We start from the raw sequence: 21,161 nt of genomic DNA, 5'->3' as shown, positions 1-21,161 counted from the left end.
GCCCGCCCCTCCCGGCCGCCGTTCATCGGTGGATACGACGGATCAACCACCAAGGCACCAAGAACACCAAGAGGGCGGAGTGTTTGGCTACGCCGCGCCCATTCTGAAAGACAGCGTGGTGTCCTTGGTGTCTTGGTGGTGAAAAGACCCATCCACACGACAGTCGCGGCCGTCATGTCGCCACCTCCGGAAAGTGCCGCAACAGGCTCTGCCACACATTGGGCGCCGCCTGACCCAACCCGCAGATGGAGGCGTCGCGCATCACGCTCGCCAGGTCACCCAGCAAGGCCCGGTCCCAATGCGGCCTGGCCAGCAGGTCCACCGATTTGGCGGTGCCCACCCGGCAGGGCGTGCACTGGCCGCAGCTTTCATGGGCGAAGAAGCGGGCGAGATCCAGCGCCACCGCCCGCAAGTCGTCGGCCTGGGAGAACACCACCACGGCGGCCGAGCCGATGAAGCCGCCATGCTCCTCGATGGCGCCGAAGGCCAGCGGCGGCGTCAGATGGGCGGGCAGGAAGCCGCCCGAGGCTCCGCCGGGCAGATAGGCGGCCAGCGCATGGCCCTCTTCCATGCCGCCGCAGAATTCCTCGATCAGTTCGCCGATGGTGATGCCGTTGGGGGCGATCTTGACGCCCGGCCGCCGCACCCGGCCCGAGACGGAATAGGCGCGAAGCCCCTTGTGCCCGTTGCGGCCCTCGACGGTGAACAGCTCCGCCCCTTCCGCCAGGATACGGCTGACCCAGTAGAGGGTCTCGACGTTGTTGACCAAAGTGGGCCGCCCGAACAGCCCCACCTCGGCCACATAGGGCGGGCGCTGGCGGGGCAGGCCGCGCTTTCCTTCCAGGCTTTCGATCAGCGCCGATTCCTCGCCGCAGACATAGGCGCCGGCGCCGCGGCGCAGATGAACGGTCACGCCGCCGGGAAGCCCGCGAATCAGCCCGGCCAGCAGCGGGCGCAGATCGGAATACTCGTCGCGGAGATAGATGTAGGCCTCGTCGGCCTCCACCGCCCAGGCGGCGACGAGCGTGCCTTCCAGAACGCGGGCGGCGTGGTTTTCCAGGAACCAGCGGTCCTTGAAGGTGCCGGGCTCGCCCTCGTCGGCGTTGACCACCACCAGGCGCGGTGCGGCTTGCGCCGCCACGCTGCGCCACTTGCGGGCGGTGGGGAAGCCCGCCCCGCCCATGCCGCGCAAGCCCGCCCTGTCCAGCTCGGCCAGCACCTCGTCACGGGTCAGCTCGCCCGACAGGCAGCGGGCGAAAACGGGAAAGTCGGCCTTGGCCCCGTCCCCCAGCGGCGAGCCGGACCCGGCAGGGAGGGAAAGCACGGCGGGGGCGTGGTCGCAACGGCCGATGCAGGGCACGTCCTCGACCACCGCGCCCTCGGGCAGGTGGAGGGAGCGCATGGCGCAGGCCGGGCCGGCGCAGCGGCGTATCACGGTCCCGGGCGCGGCCTCGTCATCCCCCAGCAGGCGGAAATGGGCGTAGAAGGTCGCCACCTCCTGCACCTCGGCGGGGGCAAGGCGCATCTCCTCGGCCAAGGCGGCGAGATGGCGGCGGCAAAGGCCGCCGAAATGGTCCTGCAGCACGTGCAGGTTCTCGATCAGCAGGTCGCGGCGGCGGAAATCCGCGGGCAGCAGGGCGAGGATGTCGGCCACGGCTTGCGGCGAGGCGGCGGCGGGGCCGAGACGGCGATGGGTGCGGGGGGCGGCGCTCATGCCCTGCACTATAGTGCATGCGAGGAAAGAATCACAGCCCCAGATGCGGGGCGCACAGGCGCGACAATTCCTCGACGCTGTCGGCGATGGGCCTGCCCGAGGTGTTGAGCACCGCGTCGGCCCGGCCATAGAGGTGACGCCGGGCATCCAGGATGGTGCGCAAATCCTCCATGGCGGCCATCTGCTGGCCGGCGATGGGCCGCAGGTCGCCCTGGCCCATGACCCGGCGCATGTGGTCCTCCGGGCTGGCCTGGACCCAGACGGTGAAGCACGATTGCAGCAGCAATTCGAAGGTGCGGGGCTCGGACACCAGGGAGCCGCCGGCCTCCAGCACCATGGAGGGATGACCCTCCACCGTGTTTTCCAGGGCGGAATATTCCAGCTTGCGATAGCCCTTCTGGCCCATGGACAGCAGGATCTCGGTCATGTCCATGCCGGCCAGCTGCTCGATCACCGAGGTGATGCGCACGAAAGGCGCGCCGAAGCGTTCGGCCACCGCCTGGCCCAGCGTGGTCTTGCCCGCGCCGCGCAAACCGATCAGCGCCACCCGGCGTTTCAGCTTCAGGCCGCGCTTGAAGTTCTGGCGCAGCAGGACATAGGCCTCGGATTGCTGTTCGGGGCTTAAGCGGTCGAGGAATTTCTTGGCGAGCGGCAGATCGGGATGGCTGGCCTCGGAATCCGCCTCGATCATCTCGGTGATGGGGGTGTCCATGGCCTGGGCCAGCAGCCACAGGATGTTGACGCTGACATTGGCCTGCCCGCCCTCCAGTTGGGCGAGGTAGCGTTCGGAAATGCCGGCATGGTTGGACAGGTCCTTGCGCGACATGCCGCGCCGGGCGCGGAAGCGCTTGACCCGATCCCCCAGCCGCCTGGCGAGCACGGCGAATTCCGCCTGTTCGACCATGATTCCCGTACCCGAACCTTAGTTTTGCCCAATCCTTAGTGAAGCACGGGAGTGCCGGATTGGCTAGAGCCGACATGCATTATGATGCAGAAAACAGGCATCTCAGACCCGCCATAGGCCGAACGGCACCACCTTGTTGCCCACGTCGTGGCCGATATCGGCGCGGCCGAGCCAGGTGATGCCGGAGCGTTGGCACCAGGCCCGCGCCACCTCCTCTTCCGACTGGCCGAAATCGGGGCGGTTGGGCGGAATGTCGGAACAGCGGCCCAGCTTTAGCCCCGCCACCCAGCGCAGGGCCGGATTGCTGGTCAGCTGGAACAGGTCGCGGTCGATGCGGTACATGTATTCCGACACCTCCTCGACCATCAGCACGTGGCCCGACAGGTTGGGCTGCCAGGGCGTGCCCAGCAGGTGGCACAGGATGGTGAGGTTGAAGGCCGCCGCCGGCACCTCCGCCGACAGGGACGGCTCCAGCGCCTGGGGATTGCGCTCCACCAGGAAGGACAGGGCGCGAACCACCGCCGCCTCACCGCCGGAGCGGATGATGTCCACCGGCATGGGGCCATGGGCGATATGGGTAAACCCCTTGCCGTACAACGCGCCCAGCAGCGAACCGGCGTCGGAATAGCCCATATAGGTCTTGCGCCGCGCCGCCGCGCCCAAGGCGGGCAGCACGCTTTCGATCAGGCGGCAGGCGCCGTAGCCGCCACGGGCGAACCACAGGGCATCCAGGCTTTGGTCGTTGGCGGTCTGGACGAAGGCGGCGGCGCGGGCCTCGTCGGCTCCGGCGAAATGGCCTTTGCTTTCGAAGCATTGGGGATGAAAGACCAGGTCCACCCGCCCGTCGGGATAGAGGCGCCCGGCCAGCGCCGTGACCCGCTCGGCCACGTCGCGGTCGATGGCGGAACCCGGTGCGACGACGCCGATCCTGGTCTTGCCCTCAGCCATCCCCGCCGATTCCCTTGCCGTGTGCAGCGCCGGATTGTAGCCTCCGGCCATGGAGCACGACACCCCCTATTTCTTTTGCGGCATCGGTGGCAGCGGCATGCTGCCCCTGGCCCTGATCGTCCATGCCCGCGGCTTTGCCGTCGCCGGGTCCGACCGCTCGCTGGATCAGGGACGGCTTGCGCCCAAGTTCGAATACCTGCAAGGGCTGGGTATCCGCCTGTTTCCCCAGGACGGCAGCGGCCTGACCGACCCCGCCCAGGTGCTGGTCACCTCGGCGGCGGTGGAGGACAGTGTACCCGACGTGGTGGCGGCCCGCGCGCTGGGCGCCCCCCACCTCACCCGACCGCAATTGCTGGCCCGCCTGTTCAACGAAGCGGAACTGCCCATCGGCATCGCCGGCACCAGCGGCAAATCCACCACCACCGGCATGCTGGGCTGGATTCTGGAACGCTGCGGCCACCGGCCCACGGTGATGAACGGCGCGGTGATGAAGAACTTCGTCCGCCCCGAATCGCCCTTTTCCAGCGCCCTGGTGGGAGACGGCCCGGCCTTCGTCGCCGAGGTGGACGAAAGCGACGGTTCCATCGCCAATTATACCCCCGAGATCGCGGTGGTGAACAACATCGCGCTGGACCACAAATCCATGGAGGAACTGCGCCGGCTGTTCGCCGATTTCACCGCCAAGGCGCGGGTATCGGTACTGAACCTGGACAATGGCGAGACGGCCGCCTTGGCCGCGCAGTTGCCGGCCGAGCGGGTGCGGACCTACAGCCTGTCCGACCCGCGCGCCGACCTGCTGGCCCAGGACACCGCCCCCGCCCCTGACGGCATCGGCTTTCTGGTGCGGGAAAAGAGCGGCCAGACGGTGGCGGTCAGGCTGCTGGTGCCGGGTCGCCACAACGTCGCCAATGCCCTGGCCGCCCTGTCGGCGGCCCGGGCCGCCGGATTGGACCTGAAAGACGCCGCCGCCGCGCTGGGCGAGTTCACCGGCGTGCGCCGCCGCCTGGAGACGGTGGGGACCAGGGGCGGCGTCACGGTCATCGACGACTTCGCCCACAATCCGGACAAGATCGCCGCCACGCTTTCCACCCTGCACGACTGGCCGGGCCGCCTGCTGGTGATGTTCCAGCCCCACGGCTTCGGGCCGCTGCGCCTGATGAAGGACGAGTTCATCGCCTGCTTCGCCGAGAAGCTGGGGCCCGACGACCGGCTGGTCATGCCCGACCCCGCCTATTTCGGCGGCACGGTGGACCGCTCGGTGACCAGCGCCCACATCGCCCAGGGAATCGGCCGCCGCGCCCTGGCGCTCGGCGAACGCGCCGCCTGCGGCGATTTCCTGGTGGAAAACGCCCGGCCCGGCGACCGCATCGTGGTGATGGGCGCCCGCGACGACACGCTTTCCCAGTTCGCGGCCGAAATCCTGGCCCGGCTGAAGCCATAGAAAAAGGCGGGAAGAAAGCCTTCCCGCCTTTGTCGTCATGCCGTGGAACAGGCTTACTTGGCGCCCGCGATGTCCACATAGGCGATGCCGGCGGTGGCGCCGATACCGATCTGGCCGCCCAGGCCCACGGGCACCAGGACGAAGTCGTTGCCGACGCCGACCAGACCCGCCTGCGCCGCCAGGCCGACGCCCACGGTCACCGAAGCCTTGGCGCCGATGTAATAGCCCTGAAGGCTGTTCTTGTCGGTGGCGGTGCCGCCCATCACCAGATAGGCCATGCCGTCCATGTGCTCGATCTCGAGATCGACGCCGAACAGGATGCCGCTCTTGCCGGTATACTTGGACGGGCCGCCGACGCCGTTGTATTCGCAGGTGACCGGGTTGCGGGAATGGAGCACGTAGGTGATGCCGGCGCCGGACTTGCTGCAGGTCAGCACACCCAGAACCACGCCCCCTTCGGCACGGGCTTCATGACCGAACGCAAACAGCGCCGCCAAGGCGACAACAGTCGAAGCAATCCACTTTTTCATCGACCCCTCCATATTCTGCCTGTCCTGCGTTCTGCGCTGAAGTCGTGCCAAGTTGCGCACCAGCGACCACGCGACGCGGACCCAAGGGAGTATGGCATAGATTCCTGTGATGGGAAGTGGAATGCCTAAACCGATTGTAACATTTACAAGCCAAGTCTTGCTGCGGCGCAGCAAAATTAGTCCGGAGAATTGAACCTCGCCCCCACCCTGCAACCCTTCATCCAGTCACGGCAGACGGGGGCGGCGGCGTGACCCTCGGGCGGGGCCCAGGGGACGAAGTCCCGCTCGGCGGTCGGCTGGTAGGGGCCGGGTTTTATTTCGATGACCTGGGTTCCCGCCGCCTCCGACACCAGGGAGTGCCAGGTGCCGGCCGGAATCTCCACGACCCGGGTCGCGTCATCGGCCATTTCGATGCGGCGCTCCACCGCGCCGTCATCGGCGAATGTCAGCAATGTTCCGCGGCCCCGCAACAGGACGAATGTCTCGAACTGGGCGGGGTGGCGATGGGGGCGGATATAGGTATCCGGCTCGAAGGCGATCACCATGCGCTGGACCGCGTCGGTGGGCTCGCCGTGCAGGTTGGTGTTGAGCCGCCGCCGGGGCGATTGGGCGGCCTTGGCCGAAAGCTCCGCCAGCTCGGCGGCATCGATCACCCTCATCACCGGATCTCCCTTCGCTCGATCATCTTGAAGATGGGGGGGGCCAGCATGATCACCAGCACCACCCGGACCACGTGGTGGGTGGAGACGAAGGCCACGTCCTGGCCCAGCGCCAGCGCCACCAGGCACATCTCGGCGATGCCGCCGGGCACGAAGGCCAGCAGCAGGACGCCGAAGGACAACCCGCTCCAGCCCGCCAGCAGAGCGGCCGCCCCCGCCGACAGCACCAGCATGATGGCGGTGGCGCCCAGCGCCGGGCGGGCCATGACCGCCATTTCGGTCCAGGACAGCCCCCGGAAACGGCAGCCGATGGCCGCGCCCGTCACCACCTGGGCCAGCACCACCATCTCGGCCGGCGGACGGAAGGCGGTCAGCCCGGCCAGATGCAATCCGGCACTGGCCAGCATGGGCCCGGTCAGCATCCAGGCCGGCAGGCGGGCCAGCCGGGCGAGGACGGCGCCGGCCACGGCCGAACCCAGCATGACCAGGGCGTCCATGCCCCCCAGATCGGCAAGGCGGCCCATGCTCTCGGCCATGGGCACCGAATGGACATGGGCACCGAATGGACATGGGCGATCAGCCGGTAGCCGAATGGCACGGTGAAGACGATCAGCAGGATGCGCAGGGAATGGGACAGCGCGATGGTGCGCTCGTCGCCGCCCAGCGCGCCGCCGGTGATCACCATCTCGTTGATGCCGCCGGGGGCCGCGGCGAAAAAGGCGGTGACCCGGCTCATGCCGGCGGCGCGACGCAGATAAAGGGTGACCAGCACCCCCGTCGCCGCCATGGCCAGCAGCAGCACCAGCAGGGAATCGCTCCACGTTGCGATGCGCCCCAGCAATTGGGGGGAAAAGGCGCTGCCCAGCATCAGGCCCAGCACGGCGATCATCACGCCGCGCAACGAGGCCGGAATTTCGGGCCTCAACCCGCCGAGCGAGGCCAGGGTGGTGGCGGAAAGCGCCCCCAGCATCCAGGGCAGCGGCAGGTCGAGGACGGAAAACAGGCTTCCGCCCAAGGCCCCCAGGCCCAGGGCAAGTGCCCAGGCACGGCCCCTCATCATCACGGCAGGAACTGCTCGGTGATGATGCGCTCCTCCAGATTGTGCTCGGGGTCGAACAGCAGCACCAGATCGCAGGAGCGGTCCTCGCGCACCTCCACCTCGACCACGTCGCGGGCCTCGGTGGAATCGGCCACGGCGCTGACCGGGCGCTTGCCCGCCTCCAGCACCTCGAACACCACCTTGGCGGTGTGGGGCAGCAGGGCGCCGCGCCAGCGCCGGGGCCGGAAGGCGGAAATGGGGGTCAGCGCCGCGATGCCCGCGCCCAAAGGAATGATCGGCCCGTGGGCCGACAGGTTGTAGGCGGTGCTGCCCGCCGGCGTGGATAAGAGGATGCCGTCGCAGATCAGCTCGTCCATGCGGATCTTGCCATCGATGCGGATGCGCAGCTTGGCCGCCTGCCGGGTTTCGCGCAGCAGCGACACCTCATTGATGGCCAGGGCCTCCACCAACTCGCCCGTGGCGCAAAGCGCCTTCATGCGAAGCGGGTGGAGGATCACCTGCTCGGCCTTGGACAGCCGCTCGATCAGCCCGTGCTCGCGGTAGACGTTCATCAGGAAACCGACGCTGCCCCGGTTCATGCCGTAGATGGGCACCCGGCGCGCCACGAAGCGATGCAGCATCTCCAGCATGAAACCATCGCCGCCCAGCGCGACGATCAGGTCGGCTTCCTCGGGCGGCACATGGGCGTAGCGGGCCTGCAGCCGGGACAGCGCCGCCTGGGCGGCCTCGGTCTCGGCGGCGACGAAAGCGATGGAGGAAAATACCATGAAATCCTCGGTCCTGGGCGAGCGGGGCGAAGTATAACCCGGCCGATGAAAAGCCCGCCAGCACGGCTTGCAGCGGCACAAATCTATGCCAATATAAATAGCTCTTTAGACAGTCAGGTGTCGCCATGGAAATCCCGCTCGACGAAGTGGACCGGATGACCGCCCTTGTCCGCTACGGCATTCTCGACACCGAGGCCGAGGAACAGTTCGACCGCATCACCCGGCTGGTCGCCTCGCTGTTCGAGGCTCCCATCGCCCTGGTCTCACTGGTCGATCACCGCCGCCAGTGGTTCAAGTCGACCTTCGGGCTGCAGGCCCGCGAAACCCCGCGCGAACATGCCTTCTGCGCCCACGCCATCTGCGGCCGCGACCTGTTCGTGATCCCCGACGCCACCAAGGACGCGCGCTTCGCCGACAATCCGCTGGTGACCGGCCAGCCGGCGATCCGCTTCTACATGGGCGCGGCGCTGATCACCCCCGACGACCATGCCCTGGGCACGCTGTGCGTCATCGACCGCAAGACCCGGCCCGAGCCCACCCGCGAGCAGAAGCAGGTGCTGCGCGATCTGGCGGGCATCGTCATGCATCACATGGAGACCCGCCGCGTCCTGCGGCAGAACCAGACCGCCGCCCGGCGGGCCAGGGGCGCGCTCGGCGCCGTCATCGGGGAACTGGGCAAGGCGCGGACCCAACGCTCCCTCGAACTGGCCGATGAATTGCGGGCGGTGGACGCCATCATCGACGGATTCGAGACCTTGCCCCGGCTGAACTGAGCCGGCCCCGCTGGCGGCTCAGCGCTCGCCCTTCAACCGCTTGCCCACATAGCGCCCCCAGGCCGACAGCGCCCGCAAGGGGCGGCGGATGGGACGGCGCAGGCGATCCCAGATGCTGGGATTGACGGCGCGCCCCATCTTGTTGCCGGCGGTGGAGGCCGTGGCCTCCCAGGCCAAGTCCACCAGCAACCCTTCGCCCCGCACGCGGCGACACCAGTCCACGTCCTCCCCGTCGAACCACGCCAGCCGGGCGTCCAGGGGAATGGACAGCAACAGGTCCCGCCGGGTGATCAACAGCCCGCCGTCGATATAGGGCTCGCCCTTGCGGAGAAATTCCAGGTAGCGCTCACGCGGGTAGTCGATGGGCACGTTGAACCGCGTGGCGACGCGCTGGGGATCGGTGCAATCCGAGATGACATAGTCGAGATAGCGCCGCCGCCGGCCCTTGACCTCGGTGAAGAGGGCCGGGGTGATGACGTCGAATTCCCGCGGCAAGGCGGCAAGGCAACCGGGATCGAGCTGGACCCGAGCGTGCAGGATCAGCACGCGGGGATTGGACAGGTGAGGCGCCAGGAAGTTCTTCTTGGCGGCGATTAGGAACCGGGGCCCGGGCGGTGTCTCGTATTCCACGTAGCGCACCTTGGGCCACGGAGCCAGGAAGGACAGGTCGCGCCGGGGGCCGCAGACCACGATCTCGCCGTCCTCGCCCGCCAGTTCGGGCTGGGCGTGCAGACCCTCGAGGCACTTGGCCACCGCGGGCAGTTCGGAATCGTTGCCGGAAAAGATCAGGCCCGCCGACCAGCCCCCGGCCAGGATCGGACGGGTGCGGCGAAAGGTCAGCCGCATGGCCTCCATGTCCAGATTCAGCAATTCGCATTCGTCGCCCAGCGCCTTGAAGGTCAGGCGCCGGACCAGGGCGAAGGGCATTTCCCAGGTTTCCGCCAGATGCGGGCCATCATCCTGGATCACCAAGGTTCCGCCCGGCTTCAGCGCCCAAAGTCCATATTTGAGGGCATGTAGCAGCAGGTTGCGGCACTTGAAGCGGGCCGTCCGCACTTCGACCATGTCCAGATCGCGGCAATGCTTGGCTTTGGCCAGGGAGTCGATATTGTCGATGATCACTTCGAATATTGCTCCGCCTCGGGACGGTCTGGTTGCGAAGCAACCGGGAATTTGCTATCCAAAGCCGGCATTTTTCGCCCGTCGATTTGCCGCCATGGCGGCATAAAGGTCAATCCCAATTCCGAGGTCCCATGGTTGCGCGAATTCTGGCTCATCGCGGAGCCTGGACCGAGAAAGCCGAACAGAACCGCCCCGACCGGCTGCTGGCGGCACTGCGGGGCGGATTCGGCATCGAGACCGATCTGCGCGACCGCGCGGGAGGGGTGGTGATCTCCCACGACATGCCCGGCGCCGACGCCCCCAGCCTGGATCAGGTGTGGGGCGACTGGCTGGATCTGGCCTCGCCGGAGCGGGTGCTGGCGCTCAACGTCAAGGCCGACGGACTGGCCGAGATCATGGCCCCGCTGGTGGCCGGCCGCGCTCGCGACTACTTCTTCTTCGACATGTCGGTGCCCGACATGCGCCACTATCTGCGCCTGGGGCTCACCACCTTCACGCGGCATTCCGATGCCGAGCCCTCGCCGGCCTATTACGCCGCTTCGGCCGGCGTGTGGCTGGACGAGCTGGACCGGGAATGGATCGACGCCGCTACAATCCAGGCCCACCTGGACGCGGGCAAGCTGGTCGCCCTGGTGTCGGGCGAACTGCACCGCCGGGATCATAGTCCCATCTGGGACCTGGCCCGTCGCTTCCGTCATGACGACCGCGTAATGGTCTGCACCGATCTTCCCGCCCAATTGCAGGAGTTCCTACGTTGAGCCGCATCCGCGCCGTATTGTTCGACCTCGACGGCGTCCTGGTGGATGCCCGCGAGTGGCATTGGGAGGCGCTGAACCAGGCGCTGCGTCTGTTCGGCTACGAGATCGGCCGGGAAGAACACCTGACCACCTTCGACGGCCTGCCGACCCGCAAGAAGCTGGCCTATCTGCACGAGCACCGGGGCTTTCCCAAAGGTCTGGCCGGGGTGATCAACGAGCTGAAGCAGGTCTATACCAAGCAGCTGATCGCCACCCATTGCTTCCCCGTCTTCCACATCGAATACGCGGTGTCGCGCCTGAAGACCGAGGCCTACAAGCTGGCGGTGTGCACCAATTCCATCCGCGAGACCTGCGACATGATGCTGGGCCAGTCGGGCTTGCTGGACTATTTCGACATCACGCTGTCCAACCAGGATTGCGCCAAGCCCAAACCCGATCCCGACATCTACGTCACCGCCATGGCCCGCCTGGGCATTGACCCGGCCGAGACGCTGATCGTCGAGGACAATGATTACGGCGTGCAGGCGGCCACCGGTTCGGGCGCCCACGTGCTCAGGGTGGCCGACCCCTCAGAGGTGACCTACTGGAACATCCGCGAGCGCATCCGTCAGGTGGAGGCCGCATCATGATCCAGATCCTCATGCCCATCGCCGGCTCGGCGCGGCCCTTCCACGAGATGGGCCAGAAATTCCCCAAGCCCATGATCGAGGTGCTGGGCCACCCCATGGTGGAATACGCCATCCGCTCGTCGCGGCCCGCCGGCGACCACCGCTTCATCTTCGTCACCAACGCCGCCGACCGTCAGGAATTCCACCTGGATTCGGTCCTGAAACTGCTGGCCCCCGGCTGCACCATCGTCCAGACCGAGCGGCCCACCGGCGGCGCGCTGTGCACCGCCCTGCTGGCCGTGGACCACATCGACCGCGAAGCGCCCTTGCTGGTGTGCAACGGCGACCAGTGGACCACGAAGGGCATTCAGCCGGCGCTCGACGATTTCCGCGCCCGCGACCTGGATGTGGGCATCGTGACCTTCACCTCCATGCATCCGCGCTGGTCCTTCGCCCGCGTCGACGAGGACGGCATGGTGGTGGAAACGGCCGAGAAGAACCCCATCAGCAACCACGCCACCGTGGGGGCCTATTACTACCGTGAAGGCGGCATGTTCATCCGCGCCGCCGAGAAGTCGCTTTTGAAGAACACCCTGGTCAACAACCAGTTCTTCATCGTGCCCTCCATCAACCAGCTGATCCTGGAAGGAGCGCGCGTCGGCCAGTACAAGATTCCCAATGCCGAGTTCCATCCGCTGGGCATTCCCGAGGACGTGTCCCACTTCCTCACCCACTTCCAGAATTCGCCGCTCGACCAATGACCAAGCCGATCACAATCGTCATTCCCATGGCCGGCGAGGGCTCGCGCTTCGCCAAGGCGGGATATGCCAAACCCAAGCCGTTCATCGACGTGCTGGGCCGTCCCATGATCCGCCACGTCATCGACAACGTGGCCTATGGGGGCGCCGACACCCTGCTGATCGCCCGCCAGGCCCATTGCGAGGCCGAGCCCGCCGTGGTGGACGAATTGAAGTCCCAGGGCATCCGCTTCCATCTGCTGGACGGGTTGACCGAGGGCACCGCCTGCACCCTGCTGGCCGCCTGGGACAAGATGGATCCCGACGCCCCCATGCTGGTGGCCAATTCCGACCAGTTCGTGGATGGCGGCGCGGCCGCCATGCTGGACGACGCGCTGGCCCGCGATCTCGACGGCTCCATCATGGTGTTCAAGTCCGAGCCCCACCCCAAATGGTCCTACGCCAAGCTGAAGGACGACGGGCTGGTGGAAAAGGTGGCGGAAAAGGACCCCATCAGCGAATGGGCCACGGTGGGCCTTTACTACTTCAAGTCGGCGCGGGCCTTCCGCCAGGCGGCCGAGGCCATGATCGCGGCCAATGACCGGGTCAACAACGAGTTCTATACCTGCCCGGTCTACAATTACCTGCTCAAGACCGGCGCACGGGTGGGGGTGTGGGAGATTCCCCAGACCGCCATGCACGGCCTGGGCACGCCTGAGGACCTGGACGCCTTCATCGCCCTGCGGAATTCCGCCGCGCCCGCCTGATGCTGTTCAATTCGGCGCCCTTCCTGTTCGCCTTCCTGCCCCTGGCGCTCGCCGGGTTCTTCGGGTTCCGGCGGGTGGGATGGCGTCCGGCCATGGCCTTCCTGACGGTTTCCTCCATCGTCTTCTACGCCTGGTGGAACCCGGCCTATGCCTGGCCGCTGGCCGTGTCCATCGCCGCCAATTTCGCCTTGGGCCAGGCCATCGCCCGGACCCGCGACACAGGCTGGGGCGGCACGGTGCTGGCGGCAGGCATCGCGCTCAACCTCGCCTTCCTGGGCGTCTTCAAGTACGAGCGCTTCTTCGCCGAATCCGTCGCCCCGCTGCTGGGGCTGATGATCGAGGCCAGGGGGCTGGACCTGCCCTTGGGCGTGTCGTTCTTCACCTTCACCCAGATCGCCTATCTGGTGGACGTGCGGCGCAAGCTGGCCCAGGACGGCGACGCGCTCAGCTACACCCTGTTCGTCACCTTTTTTCCCCACCTGATCGCCGGGCCCATCATCCACCACAAGGAGATGATGCCCCAGTTCCGCCAGCCCCGCCGGCAGTGCCCCGCATCCGAGAATCTGGTGGCCGGCCTGTCGCTGTTCGCCATCGGCCTGTTCAAGAAGGCGGTGATCGCCGACTGGGTGGCGTCCTATGTGGCGCCCGGCTTCTCGGCGGCCGCCGCGGGCCAGGAATTGAGCCTGGGGGCCGCCTGGACCTGCGCCCTGGCCTATACGGTGCAGATCTATTTCGACTTCTCGGGCTATTCCGACATGGCGGTGGGTCTGGCGCGGCTGTTCGGCATCGACCTGCCGGTCAACTTCAACTCGCCTTACAAATCCGCCAGCATCATCGAGTTCTGGCGGCGCTGGCACATGACCCTGTCGCGCTTCCTGCGTGACTACCTCTATTTCCCGCTGGGCGGCGGACGAAGCGGGCCGGTGCGGCGCCACGTCAACCTGATGGTTGTCATGGCGCTCGGCGGGCTGTGGCACGGTGCGGCCTGGACCTTCGTCGCCTGGGGCTGCCTGCACGGGCTGATGCTGGTGGGCAACCATCTGTGGCGGGAAGTGCGCCCCGCCGAGCCGGGACGGGGCGAGATGATCGCCGGCTGGGTGCTGACCCAAGTCCTGGTCATCGCCGCCTGGGTGTTCTTCCGCGCCAACAGTTTCGACGCCGCCCTGATCGTGCTGAAGGGCATGGCTGGCCTGGGCGGCGGCGCGGCCAAGGTGGCCTGGGACGGTCTGGCCCTGTCCCTGGTCCTGATGGCTTTCTGCGCGCTCGCCCCCAACAGCCAGCAGATCATGCAGGCGACAGGGCCGGGATTGGAGCCGGTGGACAGCCCGAAGCGTTTCGCCTGGGCGCCCACCACCGGCTGGGCCTGGGCGCTGGCCGCCATGCTGGCGGTTTCCGTCATGACCCTGTGGCGGACCAGCGAATTCCTTTATTACCAGTTCTGACATGAGCCAGCCCCGCCCCCTCTCGCAGCGCCGCTTCCTCCTCACCCTGCTGGGCGGGGTGGTGGCGCTGCTGGTGCTGGGGGCGGGTTTCAACTTCATGGTCGATCCCTATGCCAGCTTCCGCTGGGGCGACATCAAGGGCTTCAACGACCAGAAGACGCTCCGGCGTGACGGCGGCCGCGTCAACAAGGCGCTGATCCTGGGCCATACCCAATTCGACGTGCTGTTCTACGGCACGTCCCGGGGCGAGATGGGGTTCGACCCCTCTTCCCCCGCCTTGGGCGGTGTACCAGCCTTCAACGCGTCCCTGTCCGATTCCAACATGGCCGAACTGGCCCGCGCCGCCGAATACGCCGCCCGCCACCAGTCGCCCCGGCTGGTGGTGGTGGGGCTCGACCTGATGATGTTCGGCACCCGCACCGCCACCGGCGGCGATTTCGAGCGCTCGGGCTTCGCCGGGGCCTCGCCCTGGCCGGTCTACGCCCGCCGCCTGCTGTCCTTGCAGGCCTTCGACGATTCCGGCTGGGTGCTGTTCAGCTCGGCGAAGGGCATGCGCCAGTCCTTCGCCAAGGACGGCAGCTACGACATCGGGGCGCGCAAGAAGAGCTTCGACCACCGGGCCGAGATGGACGGCGTGATCCGCTCGCAGCTGGCCCCCACCAAAGCCGCCAAGACCTATGCCGGCTTCCATTACGCGCCGGAGCGGATGGAGGACCTGCGGCGCCTGCTGGCCGCCTTCGACAACGGCAGAACCCGGATGGTGCTGGCCATCACTCCCATCCACGCCAAGGTGCTGGAGGCCAAGGCCGCCGCCGGCCTGATGCCCGCCTGGGAGCAGTGGAAGCGCGATCTGGCCGCCACAGTGGCGGCATCCAAGGCCGAATTGTGGGATTTCAGCGGCTACAACGCGGTGACCACCGAGGACATCCCCCGCGATCCGGCCACCCGCATGCGCTGGTACTGGGACGGCTCCCACTTCACCAAGGCGGCGGGCGATCTGATGCTGGACCGGGTGCTGGCGGCCAGGGGCGACGAGTCCTTCGGCATCCGCCTCACCCCCGACAACGTCGAGACGGTGATCGGCCGAATCCGCGCCGGGCGGGTGGCCTACGCCGCCTCCCACCCCGACGAAGTGGCCGAGGTGGCGGCCATCAGCCGCCGGTGACGCTCATATGGCGGCCCACGGCGGGCTTGGCATCGCGGTCGATGATGAAGTCGTGGCCCTTGGGCTTCCTGGCGATGGCCTCGGCGATGGCGTCTTCCAGCAGCTGGTCGCCCTCGCTCGCCCGCAAGGGAGTGCGCAGGTCGGCGGCGTCCTCCTGGCCTAAGCACATGTAGAGCGTGCCGGTGCAGGTCACCCGCACCCGGTTGCAGGTCTCGCAGAAATTATGGGTCATGGGCGTGATGAAGCCGATGCGCCCGCCGGTCTCGGCGACGCGCACATAGCGGGCCGGACCGCCGGTGCGGTAGTCGATGTCGGTGAGCGTGAAGCGGTGCTCCAACCGCTTGCGCACCAGGGACAGCGGCAGATACTGCTCGGTGCGGTCGGAATGGATGTCGCCCATGGGCATGGTCTCGATGAAGGTGATGTCGAAGCCGTGGCTCCCGCACCATTCCACCAGATGCTCGTGCTCGTCCTCGTTGGCACCTTTCAGCGCCACGGTGTTGATCTTGACGGCGAGGCCGGCCGCCTTGGCGGCGAAGATCCCCTCCAACACCTGATCCAGCTTGCCCCAGCGGGTGATGGCCTCGAACTTGGCCGGATCGAGGCTGTCCAGCGAGACGTTGAGGCGCCTGACCCCGGCGGCGGCCAGATCGTCGGCGTACTTGGCCAGCTGGGTGGCGTTGGTGGTCAGCGTCAGTTCGTCCAGCTCGCCCGATTTCACCAGCCGGCCCAGATTGGTGATCAGACTCATGATGTTGCGCCGGACCAGGGGCTCGCCGCCGGTGAGCCGCAGCTTGCGTACGCCCGAGCGCACGAAGGCGCCGCACAGCCGCTCCAGTTCCTCCAAGGACAGGATGTCGGCCTTGGGCAGGAAATGCATGTCCTCGGCCATGCAGTAGACGCAGCGCAGATCGCAGCGGTCGGTCACCGACACGCGCAGATAGCTGACCTTGCGTCCAAACGGATCGATCATGACGCATCCTCCATGCCCCTCGGCGGGGGCTTGCTGTAATGATATATATGCTGCCTGCGTCGAAAACGAGTCTTGGCGTTGGTCAAGGCATCGGCAAAAGAGAGGAAACGTCCCATGTTCCCGGTCCCGCAATCCAGCCAGCCCGCCATCGGCGCGGTGATCTATCCGCCGGGCAAGCCGCCGGAAAAATTGCTGGCCGATTTCGCCGCGGAGCTCAAGGCGCGCGGCTTCCACTTAGGGGGGTTGCTGCAGGACACGCTTCGCGATCCTTCGGGCCGCAAGACCGACATGACGGTGACCGAGATCGATACCGGCCGGACGATTTCCATCGGCCAGAGTCTCGGCAAGGATTCCAAGGCCTGCATCCTGGATTCCCAGGCCCTGGCCGAGGCCTCGGGCTCGGTGCGCCGGGCCATCGAAAGCCGCGCCGACCTCCTGTTCATCAACAAGTTCTCCAAGTCCGAGATGGAAGGCGAAGGCCTGGCCGGCGACATGCTGGCCGCCGTGGTGGAAGGCGTGCGGGTGCTGACCGCCGTGCCCGGCGTGCTGATCGAGGAATGGACCGAATTCACCGGCGGCCAGACCGAGCTGATCGCGCCGAGCATGGCGGCGCTGTGGCGCTGGTGGGGGCCGGGCCGCCTGTATGCCGATCTGGCCAACGGCGTGGAGGAAGCCGCCGTCAGGCGGGTGGTGGTCGGCCTCAACTGGACCATGGTGGAGACCGCCACCGGCATCGGGCTGGCCCAGACGCCCGAGCGCGGCACGCCGGGCTGCAACGCCACCAGCCATGCCGGCAAACGTACCCAAGGCGGGCTGAAGGCCCTGGCAGGGCTGGTCCATTCCACCGACCCCTTCGATCAGGCGTTGGGCATGGCCGCCTGCAACGCCCATTACAACCGCTTCGACCTTGCGCTTCCCGGCGGCAACGGGTTGGAGAGCTTCGGGGCCAAGGGCGGCGGCACCGTGGTGATCGGCGCCTTTCCCGGCATTGCCGACCGCCTGCCCGGCGCCAAGGTCATCGACCGCAAGCCCGCGTCCGGCCAATACCCGGAACAGGCGTCGGAATGGCTGCTGCCGGCGGCGGAAGCCGCCATCATCACCGCCTCGGCGCTGGCCAACCGCTCGTTGCCCGGTCTGCTGCGCCTCGCCCGCTTCGCCCGGGTGGCGCTGGTGGGGCCGGGAGCGCCCTTGACCTCGCGCCTGTTCACCTACGGCATCGAGGTCAGCTCCGGCCTGATCGCCGAAGACCCGGACGCGCTGGCCCGCGCCGTCGCCGAGGGCGGCGGCGCCAAGGACCTGAAGCGTCACTGCCGCCAGGCGACCATGCGCAAGACGGCCCCATGATCGGACTGTTCGGGACTGCGGATTCCTGATACTTCCCTGGCGGTATCATGGGTATTCTTGTCATCCCGAGAGAGCGTCAGCGACCGAGGGATCTCATCCTGGCCGGGCTTGCCCTGAGCGGCACCATTGTTCCAGGCGGAGATCCTTCGCTACGCTCAGGATGACAACAGGATTGTTGAAGGGACTGGAGTGCGGATTTCCTGGTCACTGGGGGCTTGGCGGCCGATGATGCGGCAGCTGGCCGATAAGGGAACGGTGGCGATCACCATCGACGACGCCCCCATGCCCGATTCCACGCCGGTCCTGCTCGACCTGCTGGACCGCTTCGACGCCAAGGCCACCTTCTTCATGAGCGGCTTTCGTGCCGTGACCGCAGGCGAGCTGATCGCCGAGACGGTGAAGCGCGGCCATGCCGTCTACGCCCATGGCTGGGACCACGTCCGCCTCGACCGCGAGCCCACCTCGCGCCTGCTGGACGACATGGAACGCTGCGAAGCGCTGCTGGCCATCCACCGCCCGACGCCCCATCCCTATCTGGTGCGGCTGCCCTATAACGGCGGCCGGCGCTCGGCCCGCATCCACCGCGCCCTGGCCAAATGGCGGCCCGGCTGCGCCCTGGTCCATTGGGGCCCCAGCACCGAGGACCACATGACCGCCACCCGCTGCAATACGGCCGGCGACGTGGAAGCCGAATGCCGCAGCGATGTGGAGCGCCTGCTGGCCGATCCGCGCCTGGAGGGCGGCATCCTCCTGATGCACGACCAGCCCATCAACGAGCGGCCGGGGGCCGCGTTCAAGCCCGCAATCACCATCACCATGCTGCGCCTGCTGCTGGAAGGTCTCGCCCAGCGGTCCTTGCGCCCGGTCACCCTGCCGCCGCCGCCGGCCCAGGCGTGGTGGCAACGCTTCATCCTGGTCTGAGAGAGGGGTTCCCTTGCGCATTCTCCACACCATTCCGGGACGCAATTGGGGCGGCATGGAGCATCGCACCATGGAACAGGTGCGCTGGCTGAAGACCCACGGCCACGATGTCTGGCTGGCCTCGCCTTCGGACGGCGAATCCTTCAAGCGCGCCCAGGCCGCCGGTCTGCCGGTGATCGACTTCGATTTCGACCGCCCATGGAAGCCCGCCACCATCCGCGCCTTTCGCAGGCTGCTGATCGAGAAGCGGGTCGAGGTGGTGGACACCCATGTCACCCGTGACGCCAAAGCCGCCGCCGCCTGCCTGGACCTGGTGGCGGTGGTGCGCTCGCGCCACGTCAACCAGCCCTTGAAGGGCGGCATGATCCGCCGCGCCCAGTGGCGCCTGGGTGCCGACCACATCATCACCGTGGCCGAATGCACCCGGAGCCAATTGCTGGGAGTAGGCCTGGCCGATCCCAAGCGCTCGGTGTCCATCGGCGGCTGGGCGGACGAGCGCTTCTTCGATCTGCCCGACCCGGTAGCCACCCGCGCCAGACTGCGCGCGGAGTTGAAGTTTCCCGACGACGCCTATGTCTGGGTCTGCGTTGGCATGATCCGCCCCGACAAGGGCCAGGACCACCTGCTGGCCGCGCTGGGCCTGCTGCGGGACAAGGGCCTGTCGCCCTGGCTTGCCATCGTCGGCTCCGCCACCACGGAATGCGCCGAGTACGAGCGCGGCCTGCACGCGCAGTTGAGCAATGCCGGGCTGGCCGGACAGGTGGTGTTCACCGGCTATCGCGACGACGTCTCGGAACTGATGCAGATGGGCGACGCGGTGGTGATCCCCTCGCTGACCGAGGCGCAGCCCCGCGTCGCCGTCCAGGCCTTCGCCGTGGGCAAGCCGGTGGTGGCGAGCAATGTGGGCGGTGTGCCCGAGATCGTGCTGGACCACCAGACCGGCCTGCTGGTGCCGCCCGCCGATCCCACCCGGCTGGCCGAGGCCATGGCCCTGGTCATGACCGACGCGCAAGCCACCGCCCGCATGGCCGCCGCCGCCCGGTCCATGGCGGAAAAGGACATGCGCTTCGACAACCGCATGGGCCAGACGCTGGAGGTCTACCGCACCGCCAGGGCCCATGCGGTCAGGCGCATCCTGCCCCGCTTCAAGGGAGTTGGGGCATGAGCACGCTGACGGCGCTGGTGGTGGTCTGCAACGAGGAAAAGCGCCTGCCCGCCTGCCTGGAGAAGCTGCGCTTCGCCGACCAGGTGGTGGTGGTGCTGGACAAGTGCACCGACGGGACCAAGGACATCGCCCTGGCCTTCGGGGCAAGGATCGTCGAGGGGCGCTGGGACCTGGAAGGCGACCGCCGCAACACCGGCATTGCCGCCTGCGACACCGAATGGGTGCTGGAGGTGGACGCCGACGAGCACGTCCCCCCCACCTTGGCCGAGGAAATCCGCCGGATCATCGCCACTTCCGCCTTCGACTGGCACGAGATCCCGGTGGACAATTACATCGGCGAACGCCTGGTCCGCCACGGCTGGGGGGCAAGCTACGGCAAGGCCGCCTATCCCGGCTTGTTCAGGAAGAATGCCAAGATCTGGGGCCGCGACCGCGTCCACCCATCGCTGGTCTGGCGCGGCAGGAAAGGCCCCATGCTGCAGAACCGGCTGCAGCATTACGTGGACAAGAACATCTCGGACATGATCCGCCGCCTGGATTCCTACAGCAGCGCCAAGGCCCGCGATCTGCGCGATAAGGGCGAGACCTGGGGCTCGACCGCGTCCAACCTCCGCCGGCTGGTCTCGCGCTTCTTCAAATGCTATGTGCGGCGCGGCGGCTGGCGTGAAGGCGGCTACGGCCTGATCATCGCCATCTGCGCCGGACTCTATCCCCTGCTGTCCCACTTCAAGGCCAAGTACGAGAAGGAATAGGCGTCGCGTCATGCACCGTGATACGATGAATGACGCCGCATCCCAGGAGGCCCCCATGACCGAACCCGCCGCCAAGACCCAGATTTCGCTGCGCGTTCCCACCGAATTGGTGGAAGCCTTCGACACCATCGCCAAGGGCATGGAGCGCGACCGCTCGTGGGTGATGCTGCGCGCCCTGAAGCAGTACCTGGACAGCGAGGGGGCCGACGTGCTGCGCGAGTTGGAGGGCATCGCCGCCCTGGATCGCGGCGAGGGCGTCGATTTCGACGAGGCCATGGACGAATTGGACGCGATCATCGACGCCGCAGTGCAACGCAGGTCAAAAGTTGCCTAGACTCGCCACCCTTTCACCTTCGGTCATCGACTATCTGCGGCGTGAAACCGCCTATATCGCGCAACACAACGATAAGGCCGCCCGCAAGATCGTTTCCATGATCCGTGTCGCCCGCAAGACCCTGGCCGAGCATCCCAATATCGGATCGCCCGGCCTCATTCCCGACACCCGGCGACTGGTGGTTGGCCCCTATGTGTTGACCGTCCGAACCAAGGGCGGAACGCCGGAAATCATCGACATCCGCCACGGCCGTCAGGCCGAACCAAAGGAATAACCC

General features: G+C 67.3%; 24 protein-coding genes. 14 read left to right on the top strand and 10 right to left on the bottom strand.

Features of this window, described 5'->3' with window-relative positions; all coding sequences use genetic code 11:
- Positions 1–172: 172 nt before the first annotated feature.
- The 3 genes from WV31_RS13730 to WV31_RS13720 form a co-directional block, all read right to left on the bottom strand.
- Positions 173–1,714: an NADH-ubiquinone oxidoreductase-F iron-sulfur binding region domain-containing protein gene (locus WV31_RS13730; RefSeq protein WP_085374099.1), complete on the bottom strand. Its 1,542-nt coding sequence runs from the start codon at positions 1,712–1,714 to the stop codon at positions 173–175.
- A 31-nt stretch (positions 1,715–1,745) separates the two neighbouring features.
- Positions 1,746–2,618, bottom strand: a complete 873-nt coding sequence (locus tag WV31_RS13725) for a helix-turn-helix transcriptional regulator (protein ID WP_085374098.1) — start codon at positions 2,616–2,618, stop codon at positions 1,746–1,748.
- A gap of 102 nt (positions 2,619–2,720) precedes the next feature.
- Complete coding sequence (locus WV31_RS13720; protein ID WP_085375574.1) at positions 2,721–3,566, bottom strand: LD-carboxypeptidase; 846 nt, start codon at positions 3,564–3,566, stop codon at positions 2,721–2,723.
- A 49-nt stretch (positions 3,567–3,615) separates the two neighbouring features.
- Between WV31_RS13720 and WV31_RS13715 the strand changes: the two genes are divergently transcribed.
- Entirely contained in the window at positions 3,616–5,007 is a 1,392-nt protein-coding gene (locus tag WV31_RS13715; RefSeq protein ID WP_085374097.1) for a UDP-N-acetylmuramate--L-alanine ligase, read from the top strand.
- Between the two features lie 53 nt (positions 5,008–5,060).
- Here WV31_RS13715 and WV31_RS13710 read toward each other — a convergent pair whose 3' ends face one another.
- From WV31_RS13710 to WV31_RS13695, 5 genes are all read right to left on the bottom strand, one after another.
- Positions 5,061–5,537, bottom strand: coding sequence for a DUF992 domain-containing protein (locus tag WV31_RS13710; protein WP_085374096.1), 477 nt, complete (start codon positions 5,535–5,537; stop codon positions 5,061–5,063).
- Positions 5,538–5,713: 176 nt separating this feature from the next.
- On the bottom strand, positions 5,714–6,196 hold the full coding sequence (locus WV31_RS13705; RefSeq protein ID WP_085374095.1) for a WbuC family cupin fold metalloprotein: 483 nt from the start codon (positions 6,194–6,196) through the stop codon (positions 5,714–5,716).
- Positions 6,196–6,678, bottom strand: coding sequence for an AbrB family transcriptional regulator (locus WV31_RS22610; RefSeq protein ID WP_250638213.1), 483 nt, complete (start codon positions 6,676–6,678; stop codon positions 6,196–6,198). The genes WV31_RS13705 and WV31_RS22610 overlap by 1 nt, the downstream gene beginning before the upstream one ends.
- Positions 6,612–7,256: an AbrB family transcriptional regulator gene (locus WV31_RS22600; protein ID WP_250638212.1), complete on the bottom strand. Its 645-nt coding sequence runs from the start codon at positions 7,254–7,256 to the stop codon at positions 6,612–6,614. Before WV31_RS22600 ends, WV31_RS22610 begins: the two co-directional genes overlap by 67 nt.
- Positions 7,256–8,023: an NAD kinase gene (locus WV31_RS13695; protein ID WP_085374094.1), complete on the bottom strand. Its 768-nt coding sequence runs from the start codon at positions 8,021–8,023 to the stop codon at positions 7,256–7,258. Before WV31_RS13695 ends, WV31_RS22600 begins: the two co-directional genes overlap by 1 nt.
- 155 nt (positions 8,024–8,178) lie before the next feature.
- Between WV31_RS13695 and WV31_RS13690 the strand changes: the two genes are divergently transcribed.
- Positions 8,179–8,796 carry a GAF domain-containing protein gene (locus tag WV31_RS13690; protein WP_206072544.1) on the top strand — a complete coding sequence of 206 codons (618 nt, stop codon included), beginning with the start codon at positions 8,179–8,181 and terminating at the stop codon, positions 8,794–8,796.
- A gap of 18 nt (positions 8,797–8,814) precedes the next feature.
- On the opposite strand, the gene WV31_RS13685 is transcribed toward WV31_RS13690, so the two are convergent.
- A complete protein-coding gene (locus WV31_RS13685; RefSeq protein WP_085374092.1) occupies positions 8,815–9,918 on the bottom strand; it encodes a hypothetical protein in 1,104 nt (367 codons plus the stop codon).
- A gap of 131 nt (positions 9,919–10,049) precedes the next feature.
- On the opposite strand from WV31_RS13685, the gene WV31_RS13680 reads away from it, so the two are divergent.
- Genes WV31_RS13680 through WV31_RS13655 form a run of 6 tightly spaced genes read left to right on the top strand, consistent with a single transcriptional unit; the run spans position 10,050 to position 15,395 of the window.
- Positions 10,050–10,676, top strand: coding sequence for a hypothetical protein (locus WV31_RS13680; protein WP_085374091.1), 627 nt, complete (start codon positions 10,050–10,052; stop codon positions 10,674–10,676).
- On the top strand, positions 10,673–11,305 hold the full coding sequence (locus WV31_RS13675) for an HAD family hydrolase (RefSeq protein ID WP_085374090.1): 633 nt from the start codon (positions 10,673–10,675) through the stop codon (positions 11,303–11,305). Before WV31_RS13680 ends, WV31_RS13675 begins: the two co-directional genes overlap by 4 nt.
- Complete coding sequence (locus WV31_RS13670) at positions 11,302–12,045, top strand: glycosyltransferase family 2 protein (protein ID WP_085374089.1); 744 nt, start codon at positions 11,302–11,304, stop codon at positions 12,043–12,045. The genes WV31_RS13675 and WV31_RS13670 overlap by 4 nt, the downstream gene beginning before the upstream one ends.
- On the top strand, positions 12,042–12,788 hold the full coding sequence (locus WV31_RS13665) for a glycosyltransferase family 2 protein (RefSeq protein WP_085374088.1): 747 nt from the start codon (positions 12,042–12,044) through the stop codon (positions 12,786–12,788). Before WV31_RS13670 ends, WV31_RS13665 begins: the two co-directional genes overlap by 4 nt.
- Complete coding sequence (locus WV31_RS13660; RefSeq protein WP_085374087.1) at positions 12,788–14,230, top strand: MBOAT family O-acyltransferase; 1,443 nt, start codon at positions 12,788–12,790, stop codon at positions 14,228–14,230. Before WV31_RS13665 ends, WV31_RS13660 begins: the two co-directional genes overlap by 1 nt.
- Position 14,231: 1 nt before the next feature.
- Positions 14,232–15,395: a hypothetical protein gene (locus WV31_RS13655; RefSeq protein ID WP_085374086.1), complete on the top strand. Its 1,164-nt coding sequence runs from the start codon at positions 14,232–14,234 to the stop codon at positions 15,393–15,395.
- On the opposite strand, the gene moaA is transcribed toward WV31_RS13655, so the two are convergent.
- Positions 15,382–16,368, bottom strand: coding sequence for a GTP 3',8-cyclase MoaA (moaA, locus tag WV31_RS13650; protein WP_085374085.1), 987 nt, complete (start codon positions 16,366–16,368; stop codon positions 15,382–15,384). The genes WV31_RS13655 and moaA overlap by 14 nt on opposite strands.
- Before the next feature lie 114 nt (positions 16,369–16,482).
- Here moaA and WV31_RS13645 point away from each other — a divergent pair, with 114 nt between their 5' ends.
- The 6 genes from WV31_RS13645 to WV31_RS13620 all read left to right on the top strand — a co-directional run bounded on the left by WV31_RS13645 (position 16,483) and on the right by WV31_RS13620 (position 21,158).
- The gene (locus tag WV31_RS13645; protein WP_085374084.1) at positions 16,483–17,712 is read left to right on the top strand and encodes a DUF2478 domain-containing protein; all 1,230 of its coding nucleotides are present in this window, start codon (positions 16,483–16,485) and stop codon (positions 17,710–17,712) included.
- Positions 17,713–17,937: 225 nt separating this feature from the next.
- Positions 17,938–18,633, top strand: coding sequence for a polysaccharide deacetylase family protein (locus WV31_RS13640; protein ID WP_085374083.1), 696 nt, complete (start codon positions 17,938–17,940; stop codon positions 18,631–18,633).
- Between the two features lie 13 nt (positions 18,634–18,646).
- A complete protein-coding gene (locus tag WV31_RS13635; RefSeq protein WP_085374082.1) occupies positions 18,647–19,798 on the top strand; it encodes a glycosyltransferase family 4 protein in 1,152 nt (383 codons plus the stop codon).
- Entirely contained in the window at positions 19,795–20,550 is a 756-nt protein-coding gene (locus WV31_RS13630) for a glycosyltransferase family 2 protein (RefSeq protein WP_085374081.1), read from the top strand. Before WV31_RS13635 ends, WV31_RS13630 begins: the two co-directional genes overlap by 4 nt.
- A gap of 55 nt (positions 20,551–20,605) precedes the next feature.
- Entirely contained in the window at positions 20,606–20,884 is a 279-nt protein-coding gene (locus WV31_RS13625) for a CopG family ribbon-helix-helix protein (RefSeq protein ID WP_237051295.1), read from the top strand.
- Positions 20,877–21,158, top strand: a complete 282-nt coding sequence (locus WV31_RS13620) for a type II toxin-antitoxin system RelE/ParE family toxin (RefSeq protein WP_168185949.1) — start codon at positions 20,877–20,879, stop codon at positions 21,156–21,158. The genes WV31_RS13625 and WV31_RS13620 overlap by 8 nt, the downstream gene beginning before the upstream one ends.
- Positions 21,159–21,161 lie beyond the last annotated feature (3 nt).

The sequence above is a fragment of the Magnetospirillum sp. ME-1 genome (genome assembly GCF_002105535.1).
Taxonomy (GTDB): Bacteria; Pseudomonadota; Alphaproteobacteria; order Rhodospirillales; family Magnetospirillaceae; genus Phaeospirillum.
The sequence above is the reverse complement of the archived record's forward strand: the minus strand, read 5'-3'. Positions and strand labels throughout refer to the sequence as shown.